Origin of the sequence: Streptomyces sp. LUP30 (assembly GCF_001746365.1) — a bacterium.
Taxonomy (GTDB): Bacteria; Actinomycetota; Actinomycetes; order Streptomycetales; family Streptomycetaceae; genus Streptomyces.
The window spans coordinates 25,988-41,320 of sequence record NZ_MJAJ01000014.1 but is presented as its reverse complement, the minus strand read 5'-3'; the positions used below and the strand labels follow the sequence as shown (position 1 = coordinate 41,320).

Genomic DNA, 15,333 nt, shown 5'->3' with positions numbered 1-15,333 from the left:
GCCTCGCATCATGACTGACGCGATCATCATCGGTGGCGGATCCGGCATGGGCCTTGCCCTGGCCCGCACTCTGCTCGCTGAGAACATGCATGTGACGATCGTCGGCCGATCCGCGGACCGGCTAGCGACTGCCCGGGCGGAACTGGAACGCCCCGGTCACGGGAAGATCACCACGATCACGGCCGACATGGGGCGGGAGGAGGACGTGGCCGAGCTGTTCGCCCAGGTGGGGCGCGTGGAGCACGTGGCGGTCACCGCTGCGGACGCGACCGGTGTGTACGGGCGGACCGCCGACGTCGCCACCGCGACCGCACGGGCCATCGTCGATACCAAGCTGCTCGGTGCCTGGCTGGTCGGCAAACACGCGACCGGACGAGTCACCGGCTCGATCACCTATACCTCGGGCATCAACGCGTACCGGCCGAACGGGTCGAACACCATCATGGCCGCGGCCAACGGCGCGCTCGCGTCACTGGCGTATGGGCTGGCGCTCGAACTGGCCCCCGTGCGAGTGAACGTCATCTCCCCCGGCTGGGTGGACACCCCCATCTGGGACCAACTCGGCATGGACAAACAAGCAGCCTTCGCCGAGCTGGCCGCACGACTCCCGGCACGCCGCATCGGCACCCCCGACGACATCGCGCAGGCATTTTTGTCGGTGATACGCAACGGATTCATCACCGGGACCGTCCTGCACATCGATGGAGGACACCGCATCACCTGATCCGGTAGCGAGGCGCGCGGCGCCGGCGCCCCTCACCCGACCAGCCCGGTAGTGGTCGCGGCCTGGTGGCGGGCGAATTCGCGGACGCAGGCCTGCCAGCGGGCGCGCACGGCGTCTTCCAGGCACCGGGCAGGGTCGGCGCGGGGCCAGCGGATCCGGCCCTCGATGTAGCGCTCGACGGTGCACTGCGACATGCCGAGAGCGTCGGCGGCCCTGTCCTGATCGAGGGCGCAGCCGCGCGCTCGCTACTTGGGGTGTCGGACCGCCCTCTTCACTTCGAGCTCCACGCCGGCCCGCATCACACCCCGCTCTTTCGCGTGTACGGTGACTGCGCCCTGCACGTCTTGGGCGAGGTCGCGCCATGCCTGCCATGCGGCCTCGTAAGCGGCCGGGTCGCCTTTGATGCGTAGGGCTTGTGCGGTCGCGTGCGCCTGGTCGGCACCGCGTTGCTTCTCCACGAGTTCTTCGAAGGTGTGCGCCACATACGGACCCTAAGCCGTGCACGACTGGGCCCCTCCCCGCGACGTGCGCATCAGCCTCCGAGAAACACCAGGTAGACCAGAAGTCGGCGTTTCCGTAGTGGGTGGGATTCCCTGGAAGGTCATCTGCGCCCCCGCAGGAGGCCCGGGGCACGATCGTGTCCGCGACCGGGCCCGGTAAGACGATCACCACGTGCCGCGTGCCCGGTGGAGTGCTCCCCGGCGGCCGGATCCTCGTGACCGTACCGACCCTGGACCTGTTCGTGCGGTCCGCCCCACGCGCGGCGGGCGGTGGGCCACCGCTCCCCCGCCCGCTCGAAGACCGGTGGCCGGACCCCGCGTCAGCCGCCTTGCCCGCCTCGGCAAAGGCGCACACCGAGGCGCGGGCGTCGACGCGGCTTCACCGCAGGAGGTTGGTCTACTTCTCCGAGTGGCTGGCGGCGGTGCCCACGGAGACGGCGTTGGCGGTGACAATCACGGTGATGGCCAGCCACGATGCCGCACCGAGGTGCTGGCCAAGGACGAGCATGCCGATCAGAGCGGCGAACACCGGGTTGACGCTCATGAAGATCCCGAAGAAGCGGGCGGGGACCCGGCGCAGCGCGAGCAGGTCGGCGAGAAACGGCACCGCGGAGGACAGCACACCGGCAGCCAGCGCGCACAGCAGGGCGCCGACGGTGGGCTGGTGGAGCCACAGGACCGCAGCGCCGAGGGGCAGGTAGAGCAGGCCGGAGACGGCCGCGGCGGCGGCCGATCCCTGCAGCCCGGGCAGACGCTCGCCCACGGTGCGGTTGAGCAGGATGTAACAGCCCCAGCAGACGGCGGCGATCAGGGCCAGGCCGATGCCGAGATAGTCCGTGCTGGGCCGGGGGCGGGTGAGGACCACCACGCCCACCACGGCGGCGAGAGCACAGGCCAGATCGATACGCCGGCGAGAGCTTGCCAGCGCCACAGCGAGCGGGCCGAGGAACTCCAGAGTGACCGCCAAACCGAGCCCGATCCGGTCGATCGCCGCATACAGCGTGAGGTTCATGGTCGCGAACACCGCGGCAAGGCCAAGGACCGGACGCCACTGCGCGGCGGTGAATGAACGCAGGTTCGGCCGGCCGGCGCTCAGCAGCACCACGGCGGCCACCCACTGGCGCACCGCCACCACTCCCGCCGGCCCCAGCACCGGGAAGGCGAGCGCGGCTATTGATGCTCCGACCTGGTTGGACAGGCCGCTGCCCATCATCAGCGCCACCCCGGACCACCGGGGCGACGACGCCTGCGCCACGGCGGCCGAAGTCTCCGCGCGAGCTTCGAGTGTCATGGCACGACCATCCGCCAGACCGACGCATACGCAAAATGCATCCGAACCCCCAGCTATACGCTGGACGTATGGATGGTCGTACAGATCTGGAGCTGCGGCACCTGCGCTGCCTGGTGGAGATCGTCGACACCGGCAGCTTCACCGACGCCGCGATCGAGCTGGGCGTCTCCCAGGCCGCGGTCTCCCGCACACTGCTCGCACTGGAGCGCATCCTCGGCGTGCGACTGCTGCACCGCACCAGCCGCACTGTCACCCCCACCACCGCAGGCGTGCAGGTTCTCGCCCGCGCCCGGAATCTCCTGGTCGACGCCGACGAACTGGTCCACCAGGCCACCACCGGCCACACCCGGCTGCACATCGGCCACGCCTGGTCCGCGATGGGCCGCCACACCGCCGAGTTCCAGCGCCGCTGGCACGACCGCTACCCCAACGTCGAACTCCACCTGATCCGCCACAACACCCCCACCGGCGGCCTCGCCGAGGGCCTGTGCGACCTGGCCGTCCTCCGCGCCCCCGTCGACACCCGCCGCTACGCCCACGCCCTCGTGGGCCACGAACGCCGCTACGTCGCCCTCGCCTCCGACGACCCATGGACCAGACGTCGCAGCATCCGGCTGGCGGAGATCCGCGAGCGCACCCTGGTGGTGGACCGCCGAACCGGCACCACCACCTTGGCACTGTGGCCCGAACACGCCCGCCCTGCCGTGGAGTACACCCGCGACGTCGACGACTGGCTCGCCACCATTGCCGCCGGCCGTTCTGTCGGCGTCACCCCGCAGGCCACCGTCGCCCAGTACCGCCGCGACGGCATCACTTATCGCCCCCTGCGCGACGCTGCCCCTGTCCCCGTCCACCTCATCTGGGGCCGACAGGACCCCCACCCGGCCACCCACGCCGCCGTCGCCCTGCTCACTGACCTCTACCGCGAAGACGCCTGACACCCGAGCCCATGGTCTAACCTCCGAGCTCCAGGCACTGATCGCCGCAGTCACCACCGGACTCTCTTCGCCGCGTGACTGAATAAGCCGGCAGGATCGTCACCAGCCGCAAAACGGCGGTGATCAGTCCTCTGCCCTGGTGGATTGGGGCAGTTCCGGCGTGCTCGTCGCCTCAGCGAGTGCGAGTCGACCACCCTTGAGTTCGGGCACGTACTGGTAGATGGTGTTGCGGGAGACGCCGAGGAGCTTGGCGATCGAGGTGACGGTGTTCTCCGGGCGGGCGAGTAGGCCGCGGGCGTGACGTACCTGCTCCTCGGTCATCGCCGGCGGGCGGCCGAGTCGGGCGCCGCGGGCGCGGGCGGCGTCCAGGCCCTCATTGGTGCCTTGCACGATGAGTTCGTTCGGCGACTGGAGCGCCGACTCCGGCTACCACCTGGGCCGCCGGCCGGCCCGGCGCGCGGACGTCATCGCGGTGTTCGTCTCCAACGACCAGATGGCCCTCGGCGTTCTGCACGCCCTGCACGAGGCGGGCCGGCCGGTGCCGGGTGAGATCAGCGTGGTGGGCTACGACGACATTCCCGAGGCGGCGCATCTGCTGCCGCCGCTGACGACCGTACGCACCGACTTCGCGGAGATCGGCACCCGGTCGCTGCAGCTCCCGCTGAGCCGGATCGACGACTCGGCGAAACCGCCCCGGCCCGAGTCGCTCGTCCCGGTCGACCTGGTGATCCGCGCGGCGCCGGGCCGTTGAACCCGGCCCTTCACGCGGGCACCGCGAGTCCCTCGTTCAGGGCCTCGCCGATGAGGGCGATGCCCTCGTCGATCTCGTGGGCGGCGCCCGCCGCGTAACCGAGGACCAGACCGGGTGCTCCGGGGCGGATCCGGTGCCAGGACAGCGGGTGCGCCTTGACGCCCCGGGCGAGCGCGGCCGCGGCGAGGTCGGTGTCGCGGATGCCGGTCCCCGTCTCCTCGAAGGTGACCATGAGGTGCAAGCCCGCGGCGGCCCCGTGCACGCGGGCGCCGGGCAGATGTGTCTCGACGGCCCGCAGCATGGCGTCCCGGCGTCTGCGGTGGCGCAGCCGGACATGGCGCAGATGCCGTTCCAACTCGCCGGAGTCCATCAGCCGTGCGAGGACCAGCTGGGTGAGGATGCCGTTGCCGAGGTCGGCGTAGCGCTTGGCCGTCACGACGGCGTCCAGCCGGTCCGGTGGGACGAGCAGCCAGCCCACCCGGAGCGCGGGCGCGAGCAGTTTGGAGACACTGCCCGCGTAGCAGACGCCGTCGGACATCAGCGAGCGCAGGGCCGGCACCGGCGGCCGGTCGTAGCGGTGCTCGGCGTCGTAGTCGTCCTCGATCACCACCCCGCCCTCGGCCGCCCAGTTCAGCAGCTCGCGCCGGCGTTCCCCGTCGAGGACGACGCCGGTGGGGAACTGGTGGGCCGGAGTCGACAGCACCGCCTTGGCACCGCTGGCGCGCAGCGCGCCGACGTCGAGGCCGCCCGCGTCCACAGGGACGGGGACGACGGTGTGGCCGCCGTACTCCAACTGCTGGCGCGCGCCCAGGGATCCGGGGTCCTCGACGGCGACACGGCGGATGCCGTCGGCCCGCAGGAGCTGCCCGAGCAGGACGAAGGCCTGTGCCACACCGGCGACGATCACCACCTCGTCCGGGTCGGCGCGGATGCCGCGGTTGCGGGCCAGCCAGCCGACGACGGCCCGCCGCAGGGCGGGGGCGCCTTGGGGATCGCCGTAACCGAAGTCGGCCGGGGTGACGCCCGCGAGGACGGCTCGCTCGGCGCGCAGCCAGGCGGTGCGTGGGAAGGCGGCGAGGTCGGGCAGGCCCGGGGAGAGGTCGATGCGGCACGGGAGGGCGCGCAGGGCGTCGACGACTCCCTCGCGGACCGCCGATCCGAAGAGGGGGTGACCGGGTTCGGACGCGGCTCGGGTGGGGGCGCCGGGTGCGGGGCCGGGAAGGCCGTGCGTCCGCTCGGCCGGTGCCGGGCCGGAGAGGTCGTGGGGGTCGCCGGGGCGTGCGGGACCGTTCGCGGTGTGGATGCGGCCCCGGGGCTCGGCGGGTGCCGCCACAACGACCGTGCCGAGCCGGCCGCGGCCGGCGATCTGGCCCGACTCGGCGAGCCGTCGGTAGGCCTCGGTGACCACGCCTCTGGTGACGCGCAGCTCGTCGGCGAGGACGCGGCTGGCGGGCAGCCGGGTGCCGACGGGCAGCCGGCCGTCGGCGATGGCGGACCGCAGGCTGTCGGCGAGCCAGGCGGTACGGCCGCCGGGCGGCGCCTGACCGATGTCCAGTTGGAGGAAGTCCGAGCCGATGCCCGGCTGCGGCTTTTTGGACCCCTCGGACGGTGGGGTTGTGGACCTGCCCATGACGTCCATTGTGCGGGCAGGGTGGACGGCATGGACACCCCCTCCCCCTCGTTCGCCCGGCTCGTCCCCGGCATGGTCGGGATGACACTCGTCGGCAGCAGCGTCACCGTCTCGCACACCCTCGTGGGCGCCCCGCTGTTCAGCACCCAGGCCGTCCGATATGTGGCCGCGACCGCGATCCTCGTGGTCATGGCCCGGCTCGCCGGTACCCGTCTGGTGTGGCCGCGCGGACGGGAGTGGCTGTGGCTGGTGGGGCTCGCCGTGACCGGACTGGTGCTGTTCAACGTGGCCGTGGTCCGTGGCGTCGCACATGCGGAGCCCGCGGTGATCGCCGTCGCGGTGGCGTGCGTCCCCCTGCTGCTCGGGGTGATCGGCCCCCTGCTGGAGCGGCGCAGGCCCAGCCGGCAGGTCCTGCTAGCGGCGCCCGTGGTGATGGCGGGCGCGGTGCTGGTGGAGGGGACGGGCCGGACCGACGCGGTCGGGGTGGCCTGGGCGGCGCTGGCCCTGGGCTGCGAGGCGGCGTTCACGCTGCTGGCGGTGCCGGTGCTGGGACGGCACACCCCGTGGGGCGTGTCCGTGCACGCGACCTGGCTGGGCGGAGTGCTGCTGGCCGTCCTCGGCATGACGCGGGAAGGGCCTTCGGCCGTGCGGGGGCTGACCGGGGTCCAGTGGGCGGCCGTCGGCTTTCTGACGCTGCTGGTGACGGCGGTCGCGTTCGTCCTGTGGTACTCGACGGTCCGCTCCGTGGGGGCCGGACGGGCCGGGCTGCTCACCGGCATCGCACCCCTGGCGGCCGCGGTCGTCGGCGCCGTCTCGGGAACGGGTGTGCCGGGGCCGTCGGTCTGGCTGGGCATCGCCGTGGTGATCGCCGGCCTGGTGGTCGGCCTGCGGCCACGAGCGCTGCCCGCCGCGGAGAGGGCCCCCGTCGGTCCCGGGCGCACCCCGGCGTCCGGAGGCAGGAGCCCGCGGACCCCTGCCTCCCGGTGACCGGATCACTCTCGTTCACCCAGCGCATGAGCCGCTGCAACGGGTGAAGCCTCGTGCGAGAGCCCCGGTGGCACACCGCCCGCTCTGCCGAGGGACACGACGCGCTGGACTCCGGCGCAGGCGAGGGCGTCGCGCAGTTCCGGGTTGCGGGTGTCGGGGTAGACGCCGGCCGTCTGGGCCAAGACCCGCGTACGCCCCCTGCTCGAAGCGCTGCCCGGGATCGGCGAGATCCGCGCCGGCCAGCTCCTGGACCACATCGGCATATCCGGGCGCCGCCGCATCCAAGGCCTCCGCCCCCGCCAGAAGGCCCAGCTCCTCGAGCTCTTCCCGTCCCACGACGATCCGCCCTGTGCCCGGCGGTACGTCGCCGGGCACAGGCCGAGAGTCCCCGCGACCGGCCTGAGCGGCACGTCGACGACGCCGGCATCCGCAGCGCCGCCGGCGGTGACCAAGCCGGGCGGCCTCACCGGGCCCGGCCACTGCTTCACCCGGCGGCCGCACGAGCGGGGTCGGCGAGTCGGGTCACCACTGGGTGACGAGCGGCGTGTCCGGACGGTGCTGCCGCCAAGCTGCGGTCAGGCGGGCGAGGCGGGTGGGGGCGGCGATGCCGCGCACGGTTGCGATCCTGCCGCCTGTGATGTCGAACGTCACGGCGCCGATGACCTGGTCGCCGATGACGAAGATGATGGCGGGGGCGCCGTTGACGAGCTCGTAGTGGATGGCGGGCGTGCCGCCGGCAAGTCGCCGTTTCGCGGGTGTGGGTGTGAAACCGGCCCGTGCGATGGCGGCGATGCGCTGCGGAGTGTCGTACCGCAGCAGCGTCTTGGCAGCGCCGGCGCCGTTGGACTCGGCGATCGCGGTCGCATCGCCGGTGAGCAGCGCCACCAGTCGTTCGGTGCGGCCCGAGGAGGCAGCGTCGAGGAATTCCTCGACGATCCTGCGGGCGGATACCGGATCGGCTTCGCCGCCGCTCGGGCGCACGGCGGTGATGCGGTGCCGGGCCCGGTGGAGGTGCTGCTGGCTTACGGATTCGGTGATGTCGAGGATCTCGGCGATCTCGGCGTGGCTGTGAGAGAACGCTTCGCGCAGGACATAGACGGCCCGCTCAAAGGGTGACAGGCGTTCCATGAGAGTCAGCACGGCCAGGGAGACCGCTTCGCGCTGCTCGAAAGTGTCGGCTGGGCCGAGCATCGGGTCGCCGTCCAGGAGCGGTTCGGGCAGCCAGGCGCCGACGGTGCGTTCGCGGCGTGCCTGCGCCGAGCGGAGCCGGTCGAGGCACAGGTTGGTGACGACCTTGGTCAGCCATGCTTCCGGCACCTTGATCAGCTGCCGGTCGGCGGCCTGCCAGTGCAGGAACGCGTCCTGCACGGCGTCCTCGGCGTCGGCGGCGGAGCCGAGCAGCCGGTACGCCAGCGAAGCCAGCCTGTTCCGGCTGGCCTCGAACCGACTGGTGTCGAAGCGATCAGTGGCGGTGCTGTCCACGCGGACCTCCCTCGTCAGGCGGCTACGCGACCGTCCTCTCGGCTGCCGCATCTGGTACGACGGCCAGGTGGCGCTTGAGCTTGGGCAAGCCGAAGGTCGGGTGCGAGGTGGTCCACAGCGACATCTTGAGGATGCCCGCCTTGATCCGCGCGGCCTTCCGGCCGCCCACATACGTCGGCTTTGCTTGCGCTTCGCCGTCGACCACCTGCAGGATCCCGTCCCGCCGCCCGAGGCTGATGTGGTTGCCCAGGTACTCCATCTTGGTGTTCGGGATCTTGCGGCCTGTCAGACGTCCCACGATCGCGGACGTGGCCTGCATGCCGGTGTAGCCGGCAGAAGCGCAGGACATCGGCAACGGCCGGCCGTTGTCGCCGATGGCGTAGGCACTGTCGCCGGAGGCGTAGACGTTCGGGTGCGAGACCGACCGCATGGTGCGATCGACGACGATGCGACCGTTCTCGGTGACCTCCAGCCCGCTGGTGGCGGCGATGGGGCTGACCGCGAATCCTGCCGTCCACACGGTTGCGTCGGACGCCAGGGCGGCGCCTTCGGCGCACAGCACCCGCGTTGCTTCGACGGCTTCGACGCTGAGGTGCTCCAGGACGGTGATGCCCAGTCGGTCGCAGGCCCGGCGCAGGTGGCTGCGGGCTCCGGCGGAGAGTGGGGCGCCCAGCTCTCCGCGGGCGACCAGCGCCACTGACAGGCCGGGCCGGGATTCTGCGATCTCGGTGGCGGTCTCGATGCCGGTCAACCCGTCGCCGACGACCAGCACACTCCCGTCCTCGTCCCGCCTGCTGAGGATGTCCAGGCGCTCGCGCAGGCGCAGGGCCGCCGGACGACTGCTGACGTCGAAGGCGTGCTCGGCCACGCCAGGGACCCCGCGGTTGGCGGCGTGGCTGCCGAGAGCATAGAGGAGCGTGTCATAGCCGAGTTCGCCGCCGCCCTCGGCGTCGGCCACGGCGACGACCCGGCGCTCGGGGTCGACGGCGGTTACACGGGCCAAGCGCAGCCGTATCCCCGTGCCCACAAAGACGTCGGCGAGCTGTGGAGCCTCGACCTCCTGGCCGGCCGCGAGCTGGTGCAGCCGCAGCCGCTGGACGAAGTCCGGCTCGGCGTTGACCACGGTGACCTCGGTGTCCGCCGGGGACAGCCGACGGGCCAGGGTTCCGGCCGCGTAGGCCCCGGCATAGCCGGCGCCGAGGACGACGATGCGGTGCTTCATGTGCTGCTCCTGTCGGTTCGCTTGGCTCTCCGTGACTTGAGCGGAACAGCGCCCCGATTGCTGACAGGAACCGCATGTGTCATGCGTCACATCGCGGCAGTGGCTCACTTGCACCGTGAGTCACGGACAGGAGTCTGGGGCCCACAGCAGAAACGGGCCCAGATCTTCCCGCAGCCGCTGGTCAACGTGACCCGCGTGGAACTCTTCCGAGCCTCCCCTCCCAGAGGCCGGCGCCGGGGGCGCCCCAGGGGCCGCTTCCGGGGGGTGTCTCAAGCCCCGGAAGCCGGGACGTCGGAGAAGCGGGGCGTACAGCCTGCAGCAGCTACAGCCTCCGGGCTACGACGAGTGGCTGTCGATCGCCTCGGACTTCGCCGCGGAGGCAGTCGCCGACGACCCTCCCTTGTCCGACGAGGCGATCGACCTCATGCAGCGTCTCGCGCGCCTGCGACCCCAGCACGCCGGTGCGGTGGCCCAAGCAGGCCGTCGCGCTCGGCATGGTCCTGGATATGGGCTCGCTCCCTCTCGGTCTCGGAGGCGAGGAGGTGACCCTCGTTCCTCTCCACGAAGTGGCGGGTGCTCTGGGCGCCGACACAACCGGCGACCTGCGGAGCAGCTTCCACCAGCTTCATTCCATTGGCGTCTTGCTGGTCGACGAGGTGGGCAAGGTCCCCCTGGTGCGGATCGTGACCCAGCGTCCGCAGCGTCCGCAGCATCCCGGGCGGCCCTTGGATCTTCAGTCACCCTTCGGGTCTCTGACCGGCTCGGATCACCGCTCCGCCCGAATGGTCTTCACCGTAAGCACCGGGTTGACGGGCTCCACCAGTTCCTTGGTGGCGACGGCCACCTGGTGGGCGGGTGCATCACCTTCCAGCAACGCGGCCACGTACTCGAGGGCTTCCGCGGGCGAGAGCACAGGCAGCCTCTGGCGCAGTGTCCGCACAGCATGCATCCGTCCGCGCGTAACGGCGACTCCGCGGAGCGCATCGTGTAGATCGTCCACTGCAGTGCGCACCGGCAGCCCGCGTATCCGAGCCCGGTAGTCGGCCTCCCACTCCCCGGTCACCGCGGAGACGACGCCGATCTGGTGCAGTCCCCCGTCGACGCGGTCGACCAGATACGGCCCATTGCCCATCAGCGCGTACTTCGAGTTGCGAGTGCGTACGAAGTCCTCGGACTGCCAGGAGACGATCCACACCAGCTCGTGCTCCTTGACACGGACCACAGCCATCCGCAGCGCCTCCGCGCTCACAGCCCGCCACTGCTGATATTCGCGCTCCAGCTGCTCTTCGACAGCCCGAACGGCGGCTTCTCGCTCGATCACGCGTGCAGCATCCCGTACAGGCCTCTCTACCGACCAGCGAATTCGCCCGGCCCAGCGCCATGTACGAGGGGCCTGACGGACCTTCACCACAGTCCGTTCGGCGGTCTCGATATGACAGTCGTTATAGGCCGTGTACGCTGAAGCTGTTTATAACGACTGTCATAGGAGAATGTCATGACGATCATTACCGTGAACACGCCGACCGGGCGCCTGAGCCTGGAGCGGCGCCGCAAGCTGGCCGAGACACTGACGGACGCGGTCCTCGTGCCCGAGGTCGGGCAGTTCGCTCCGCCCGCGCGGGTCGGCTTCCAGGTGCACTTCGTCGAGCGCCAGCCGGACATGATGGCGATCGGGGGGCGGCTGCTCGCGGACCTCGGCCCGGAGGCCGACGTCATGGTGATCGACGTGGCGGTGATGGACGGGGACTGGCGTCAGGAAGTCAGGACCGAGGTCATCGAGCGCCTGCTGGCGGCGCTGGCCGACGCCTGCGGCCTCGAAAAGCCGTCGCCGACCTGGTGGGTCAACTTCCGCGTCATCGACGAGGGCAGCTGGGGCTCCAGCGGCGGCGTACTGTCCGTCCTCCCGCTCCTCGACACGGGCGTGTTCACCGAGGAGAAGGCCACGGCCATCCGCGCCCGCCTCGGCGCGTGATCCAGGCATGTGCGTCCACCTGCGTCAGGCCGGATGGGCGCATAAGCCGACGCGTCCCCTGTGGACAGATACAAGCCGACACGTTCAACGCGGACCGCTCGGGCGCGGCGACGCCGGCTCGCGTGCGCCGATGCGAGAACTGGACGGTCGTTCCGGTCAGCCCTTGACCGCCCCGGCGATGAGAGCCTGGAGCTGTTCGGCGGTGCGGTCGAGGGGCTGCGTGCTGCGCTTGGCGCGGCACATGGCGACCGTACCCTCGACGGCCGCCACGATCAGGGTCGCGAGCTGCGCGGCCTGTCCGGCCTCGGCACCGTGCGCCCGAAGCGAGTCGGCCAGCAGGCCCTCCCATTGCTCGAAGACGTCGGCCGCGGCCGTCAGAGCGGGCGGGATCTCGCCGGCCGGGGGTTCCTCGATGGCCACGGCCAGGACCGGGCAGCCGGCATGGAAGTCGCTCTCTACGACGATCTTGCGCCACAGGTCCAGGAAAGCCCGCAGGCCCGCGGCCGGCCCCGCTTCCAGCTCCTTGCGCAGACTCCGGGCCACCCACTCACCGGTGAAGCGGACGGCCTCGGTGGCCAACTGCTGCTTGCCCTCGGGGAAGTAGTGATACGTCGAGCCGAGCGGCGCCTTGGCGTGCTTGGCCATCTCCCGGATGCTCGTCGCACTCAGGCCACGCCGACTGATCATGTCGGCGGCACCGGCCACGATCCGCTCGCGCGACGGCGCGCTGCTCTTGGTCACCGACGTACTCCCCTCTGGATATAACGGTCGTCATAGTCTACCGTGACCCGCGTCTATAACGATCGTCATAGGAGCTGCCATGCCCATGATCCGGTTGACCGCGCCCGCCGGCTCCCTGGCCGAAGAGGCCCGCGCCACGGTCCAGCGGGACCTCGCCGCCGCACTGCTGCGTTGGGAGGGGGCACCGGACACCGCCTTCTTCCGCGCCCAGGCGTGGAGTTACCTCGCCGAGCTGCCCGAAGGCGCCCAAACCACCGCCGAGGACGAAGCTCCCCGTTTCCTGGTGGAGGTGACGCTGCCGCACGGGGCGCTGTCCGAGCGGCGCAAGGCGGGCCTGGTCGAGGACGTGACGAAGACCGTCCTGTCCGCGGCCGGGCTCACTCAGGACGATGCGCTGCGGGTGTGGGTCCTGGTGCACGAACAGCCCGACGGCACGTGGGGCGCGGGCGGCTCCGTGATCCGCTACGCCGACCTGGTGGCCCTCGCCAAGCACGGCACGGGGCAAGCCGATGCGTGAGCTGACGTACGTCGCCCGCCGCGCGGTCGAGTGGCGCGAGAGCCCCGACCCGAGGCTGAAGTCGGACGCGGAGGCGATCGTCGCGCCGGTCGCCGCGACCTCCTGCGATGTGGACTCCGCGATCCTGGCCGGGCACGGCTTCATCGATCCGCCGTTCGCCCTCGGCCACGAGTGCGTCGCCCGCGTCACCGAAGTCGGTGACGCCGTGACCACGGTGGCCCCCGGCGACCTCGTCGTCGTGCCCTGGTCCATCAACTGCGGCACCTGCGACCACTGCCGAGCCGGACTGACCGCCCACTGCAGCACTGTCCCGCACATGGCCATGTACGGAGCGCCGATCGGCGGAAGTTGGGGCGGGCTCTTCTCCGACCTGGTCCGTGTCCCGTACGCGGACGCCATGCTGGTCCCGCTGCCCGCCGGCCTCGACCCCGTCGCCATGGCCTCGGCCAGCGACAACTGGTCTCTGTCCTGGCGTCTGGTCGCACCCCACCTCGAGGCCCGCCCCGGCGCCCGGGTCCTGGTCGTGGCCCGAGGCAGCATCGGCCTGTACGTGTGCGACATCGCCCGCGCCCTGGGCGCCTCCGACGTCCTCTACGTCGACCCCGACCCCGAACACCGCCATCTCGCCGAAAGCTACGGTGCCCGCACCGCCGAAGCCATCGAACCCGTCCGGCACGGCTTCGATATCGCCGTCGAGGCCACCGGCCGTGTCGACCAGCTCACCCTCGCCGTCAACTCCCTTGCACCCGAAGGCATCTGCGAGTCGGCCGGCAACCACTTCCGGCCCGGCGAACTGCCGCTCCTCGACATGTACCTCACCGGCGTCACCCTGCGCATCGCCCGCGACAACGTACGCCACCACCTACCCGACGCCCTCGACCTCGCCGCCTCGGGAAAGGTGGCACCCGAACGCGTCGTCTCCCACGTCCTCGGCTGGGAACAACTCCCCGAGGCGCTGTCCGAAAGGCACCTGAAGCCCGTCTTCGTCCGCGACCTCCCCGAGCCCCGAGCCGGCCGCTGACGACTGGCCCGCGCTCGAGACCCCGTACACGGAGAAGCCTCATGAACTCGCCCCTCACCCCGACAACCATCCCCCCCGAACGGACCGGCCGAAGCGGAACTGGACCGGCAGCGCGAAGCGATCGCCGTCCTCGGCCGTGAGCTACGCGCCCTGGCGGATGACACCGTACGCACCGCGGCCACCCCACAGACCCCGCACCGTATGGCAGGCGGCGTCCGCGCGCTCAAAGGTCAGCTCACCGGCCGACGCCGTGCACCCGCGGAGATCCCCGAGGTCGAAGAACTCCCCGGTGGCGTCCGGACGTACAGCCCCGGCACCGGTGTCGGCAGCCCGCTCGCACCACCCCTGCGGGTCACCCCGACCGAAGACGGTCTCACCGGCCCGTGCGTCCTCGGCATCGCGAACGCGGGGTTACCCGGCTACGGCCACGGCGGCATCAGCGCCACGCTCCTCGACGAACTGATGGACCGGGCCTGCGCGGCCACTGGGAACCCAGGCATGACGATCGCCCGTAACATGCGCTACCGAAACCCCGTCCCGCTGGAGACTCCCTTGCGGGTGTTCGCCCGCCTCACGCGAACCGAGGCCCGCAAGATCTTCGTCAACGGCTCGATCCACCACCGGAGAGGAGTGCTCCGCCCTCCTGGTGGACGCCGACGGCATCTTCATCGCGCCGGACCCGGACGTCGCCCGCACCCTCTTTCCCGCTCTCCGAGACACAACGTGAGGTGAGGGCGGATCGCCGAGACGTCCGGGCTCAGAGCTGGGTTTCGCCGCCGTCCACGGCCAGCTCGATGCCGGTGGTGTACGTGGCGTCGAAGGCGAGGAATGCGGCCGCCTTGGCGAACTCGTCGACGGTGCCGTAACGCTTCATGGGGTTGCTCGCGGTCCGTTCCGCCCTGAACTGGTCGGCGGCTTCTTCGGACAGGGCCATCGTTTCCAGAATCCCCGAGTCGATGGGACCCGGGCTGATCGCATTGACACGGATTCCCCGCGGAAGCAGCTCGCGGGAGAGGGTGCGGGCCATCGAGCGCAGCGCCGCCTTGCCGGCCGCATAGACGCTGGTGTCCACCATGCCGATGACGTTCGCGATCGAGGTGGTGAGGACGATGCCGGCGTTCGCGCTCAGCAGCGGGGCGAGTTTCTGCACAGTGAAGAAGGCGCCCCTGACGTTGATCGCGAACAGCTCGTCGTACGCTTCCTCGGTCGTCGACTCGAGGGGCGTGAGGGGTGAGATGCCGGCGTTGACGAACAAAGCCTCGATCGAGCCCAGCTCGCTCTTCACACAGCCGGCGAGCATATCCAAGTCGGACAGTGAGGCCACATCCGCCCGGACGGCCATGGCGTTCTCGCCGAGCCGCTCGCGTGCCGCGTCGAGCTTGGCCTGAGAACGACCGGTGATCACTACGCGGGCTCAGTCTTGCACCAGCAACTCCGCCAGCGCGAGCCCGATGCCGCTGCTGCCGCCCGTGATCACCACATTCTTGTCGCTGTACTTACCCATGCTGAGGTTGCTCCGTTCCATCATCAAATACGTGCCGCCATATCGGGACGTCG

16 protein-coding genes and 3 pseudogenes are annotated in these 15,333 nt (G+C 71.0%); 9 read left to right on the top strand and 10 right to left on the bottom strand.

What is annotated here, in order from left to right; genetic code table 11:
• Positions 1-10: 10 nt before the first annotated feature.
• Entirely contained in the window at positions 11-724 is a 714-nt protein-coding gene (locus tag BG482_RS14250; RefSeq protein ID WP_069769378.1) for an SDR family oxidoreductase, read from the top strand.
• Positions 725-756: 32 nt separating this feature from the next.
• On the opposite strand, the gene BG482_RS43905 is transcribed toward BG482_RS14250, so the two are convergent.
• From BG482_RS43905 to BG482_RS14240, 3 genes are all read right to left on the bottom strand, one after another.
• Positions 757-918 carry a hypothetical protein gene (locus tag BG482_RS43905; RefSeq protein WP_176741373.1) on the bottom strand — a complete coding sequence of 54 codons (162 nt, stop codon included), beginning with the start codon at positions 916-918 and terminating at the stop codon, positions 757-759.
• 51 nt (positions 919-969) lie between these two features.
• Positions 970-1,206 carry a hypothetical protein gene (locus BG482_RS14245; protein ID WP_069769377.1) on the bottom strand — a complete coding sequence of 79 codons (237 nt, stop codon included), beginning with the start codon at positions 1,204-1,206 and terminating at the stop codon, positions 970-972.
• A 415-nt stretch (positions 1,207-1,621) separates the two neighbouring features.
• Entirely contained in the window at positions 1,622-2,515 is an 894-nt protein-coding gene (locus tag BG482_RS14240; RefSeq protein ID WP_079141801.1) for an EamA family transporter, read from the bottom strand.
• Positions 2,516-2,583: 68 nt separating this feature from the next.
• On the opposite strand from BG482_RS14240, the gene BG482_RS14235 reads away from it, so the two are divergent.
• Positions 2,584-3,453 carry a LysR family transcriptional regulator gene (locus BG482_RS14235; RefSeq protein WP_069769376.1) on the top strand — a complete coding sequence of 290 codons (870 nt, stop codon included), beginning with the start codon at positions 2,584-2,586 and terminating at the stop codon, positions 3,451-3,453.
• A 123-nt stretch (positions 3,454-3,576) separates the two neighbouring features.
• Here the strand turns inward: BG482_RS14235 and BG482_RS14230 are convergent, their stop codons facing one another.
• On the bottom strand, positions 3,577-3,843 hold the full coding sequence (locus BG482_RS14230; protein ID WP_256096363.1) for a helix-turn-helix domain-containing protein: 267 nt from the start codon (positions 3,841-3,843) through the stop codon (positions 3,577-3,579).
• A gap of 13 nt (positions 3,844-3,856) precedes the next feature.
• Between BG482_RS14230 and BG482_RS14225 the strand changes: the two are divergent.
• Positions 3,857-4,204 (top strand): annotated as a pseudogene (locus BG482_RS14225) (substrate-binding domain-containing protein); the annotation flags it as partial.
• A gap of 10 nt (positions 4,205-4,214) precedes the next feature.
• On the opposite strand, the gene BG482_RS14220 reads toward BG482_RS14225, so the two are convergent.
• Positions 4,215-5,843, bottom strand: a complete 1,629-nt coding sequence (locus BG482_RS14220) for a PLP-dependent aminotransferase family protein (protein ID WP_079141800.1) — start codon at positions 5,841-5,843, stop codon at positions 4,215-4,217.
• Positions 5,844-5,864: 21 nt separating this feature from the next.
• On the opposite strand from BG482_RS14220, the gene BG482_RS14215 reads away from it, so the two are divergent.
• Together BG482_RS14215 and BG482_RS46135 are read left to right on the top strand one after the other, a co-directional pair.
• A complete protein-coding gene (locus BG482_RS14215; RefSeq protein WP_069769448.1) occupies positions 5,865-6,821 on the top strand; it encodes a DMT family transporter in 957 nt (318 codons plus the stop codon).
• Positions 6,822-7,019: 198 nt separating this feature from the next.
• A pseudogene (locus BG482_RS46135) lies at positions 7,020-7,088 on the top strand (hypothetical protein); the annotation flags it as partial.
• 255 nt (positions 7,089-7,343) lie between these two features.
• Here BG482_RS46135 and BG482_RS14210 read toward each other — a convergent pair.
• The 3 genes from BG482_RS14210 to BG482_RS14195 form a co-directional block, all read right to left on the bottom strand.
• Positions 7,344-8,303 carry a sigma-70 family RNA polymerase sigma factor gene (locus tag BG482_RS14210; RefSeq protein ID WP_176741372.1) on the bottom strand — a complete coding sequence of 320 codons (960 nt, stop codon included), beginning with the start codon at positions 8,301-8,303 and terminating at the stop codon, positions 7,344-7,346.
• A gap of 22 nt (positions 8,304-8,325) precedes the next feature.
• On the bottom strand, positions 8,326-9,525 hold the full coding sequence (locus tag BG482_RS14205; protein ID WP_069769374.1) for an NAD(P)/FAD-dependent oxidoreductase: 1,200 nt from the start codon (positions 9,523-9,525) through the stop codon (positions 8,326-8,328).
• Positions 9,526-10,291: 766 nt separating this feature from the next.
• The gene (locus BG482_RS14195; protein ID WP_069769372.1) at positions 10,292-10,846 is read right to left on the bottom strand and encodes a YrhB domain-containing protein; all 555 of its coding nucleotides are present in this window, start codon (positions 10,844-10,846) and stop codon (positions 10,292-10,294) included.
• A gap of 174 nt (positions 10,847-11,020) precedes the next feature.
• Between BG482_RS14195 and BG482_RS14190 the strand changes: the two genes are divergently transcribed.
• Complete coding sequence (locus BG482_RS14190; RefSeq protein ID WP_069769371.1) at positions 11,021-11,497, top strand: tautomerase enzyme; 477 nt, start codon at positions 11,021-11,023, stop codon at positions 11,495-11,497.
• Between the two features lie 156 nt (positions 11,498-11,653).
• Here the strand turns inward: BG482_RS14190 and BG482_RS14185 are convergent, their stop codons facing one another.
• Positions 11,654-12,238, bottom strand: coding sequence for a TetR/AcrR family transcriptional regulator (locus BG482_RS14185; protein WP_069769370.1), 585 nt, complete (start codon positions 12,236-12,238; stop codon positions 11,654-11,656).
• Between the two features lie 79 nt (positions 12,239-12,317).
• Here BG482_RS14185 and BG482_RS14180 point away from each other — a divergent pair, with 79 nt between their 5' ends.
• The 3 genes from BG482_RS14180 to BG482_RS46130 all read left to right on the top strand — a co-directional run bounded on the left by BG482_RS14180 (position 12,318) and on the right by BG482_RS46130 (position 14,508).
• The gene (locus BG482_RS14180; RefSeq protein ID WP_069769369.1) at positions 12,318-12,755 is read left to right on the top strand and encodes a tautomerase family protein; all 438 of its coding nucleotides are present in this window, start codon (positions 12,318-12,320) and stop codon (positions 12,753-12,755) included.
• On the top strand, positions 12,748-13,776 hold the full coding sequence (locus BG482_RS14175; RefSeq protein WP_069769368.1) for a zinc-binding dehydrogenase: 1,029 nt from the start codon (positions 12,748-12,750) through the stop codon (positions 13,774-13,776). Before BG482_RS14180 ends, BG482_RS14175 begins: the two co-directional genes overlap by 8 nt.
• Before the next feature lie 201 nt (positions 13,777-13,977).
• On the top strand, positions 13,978-14,508 hold the full coding sequence (locus BG482_RS46130) for a PaaI family thioesterase (protein ID WP_370745784.1): 531 nt from the start codon (positions 13,978-13,980) through the stop codon (positions 14,506-14,508).
• A 25-nt stretch (positions 14,509-14,533) separates the two neighbouring features.
• Here the strand turns inward: BG482_RS46130 and BG482_RS14170 are convergent.
• Positions 14,534-15,280, bottom strand: a pseudogene (locus tag BG482_RS14170) (SDR family oxidoreductase).
• Positions 15,281-15,333: the final 53 nt, after the last annotated feature.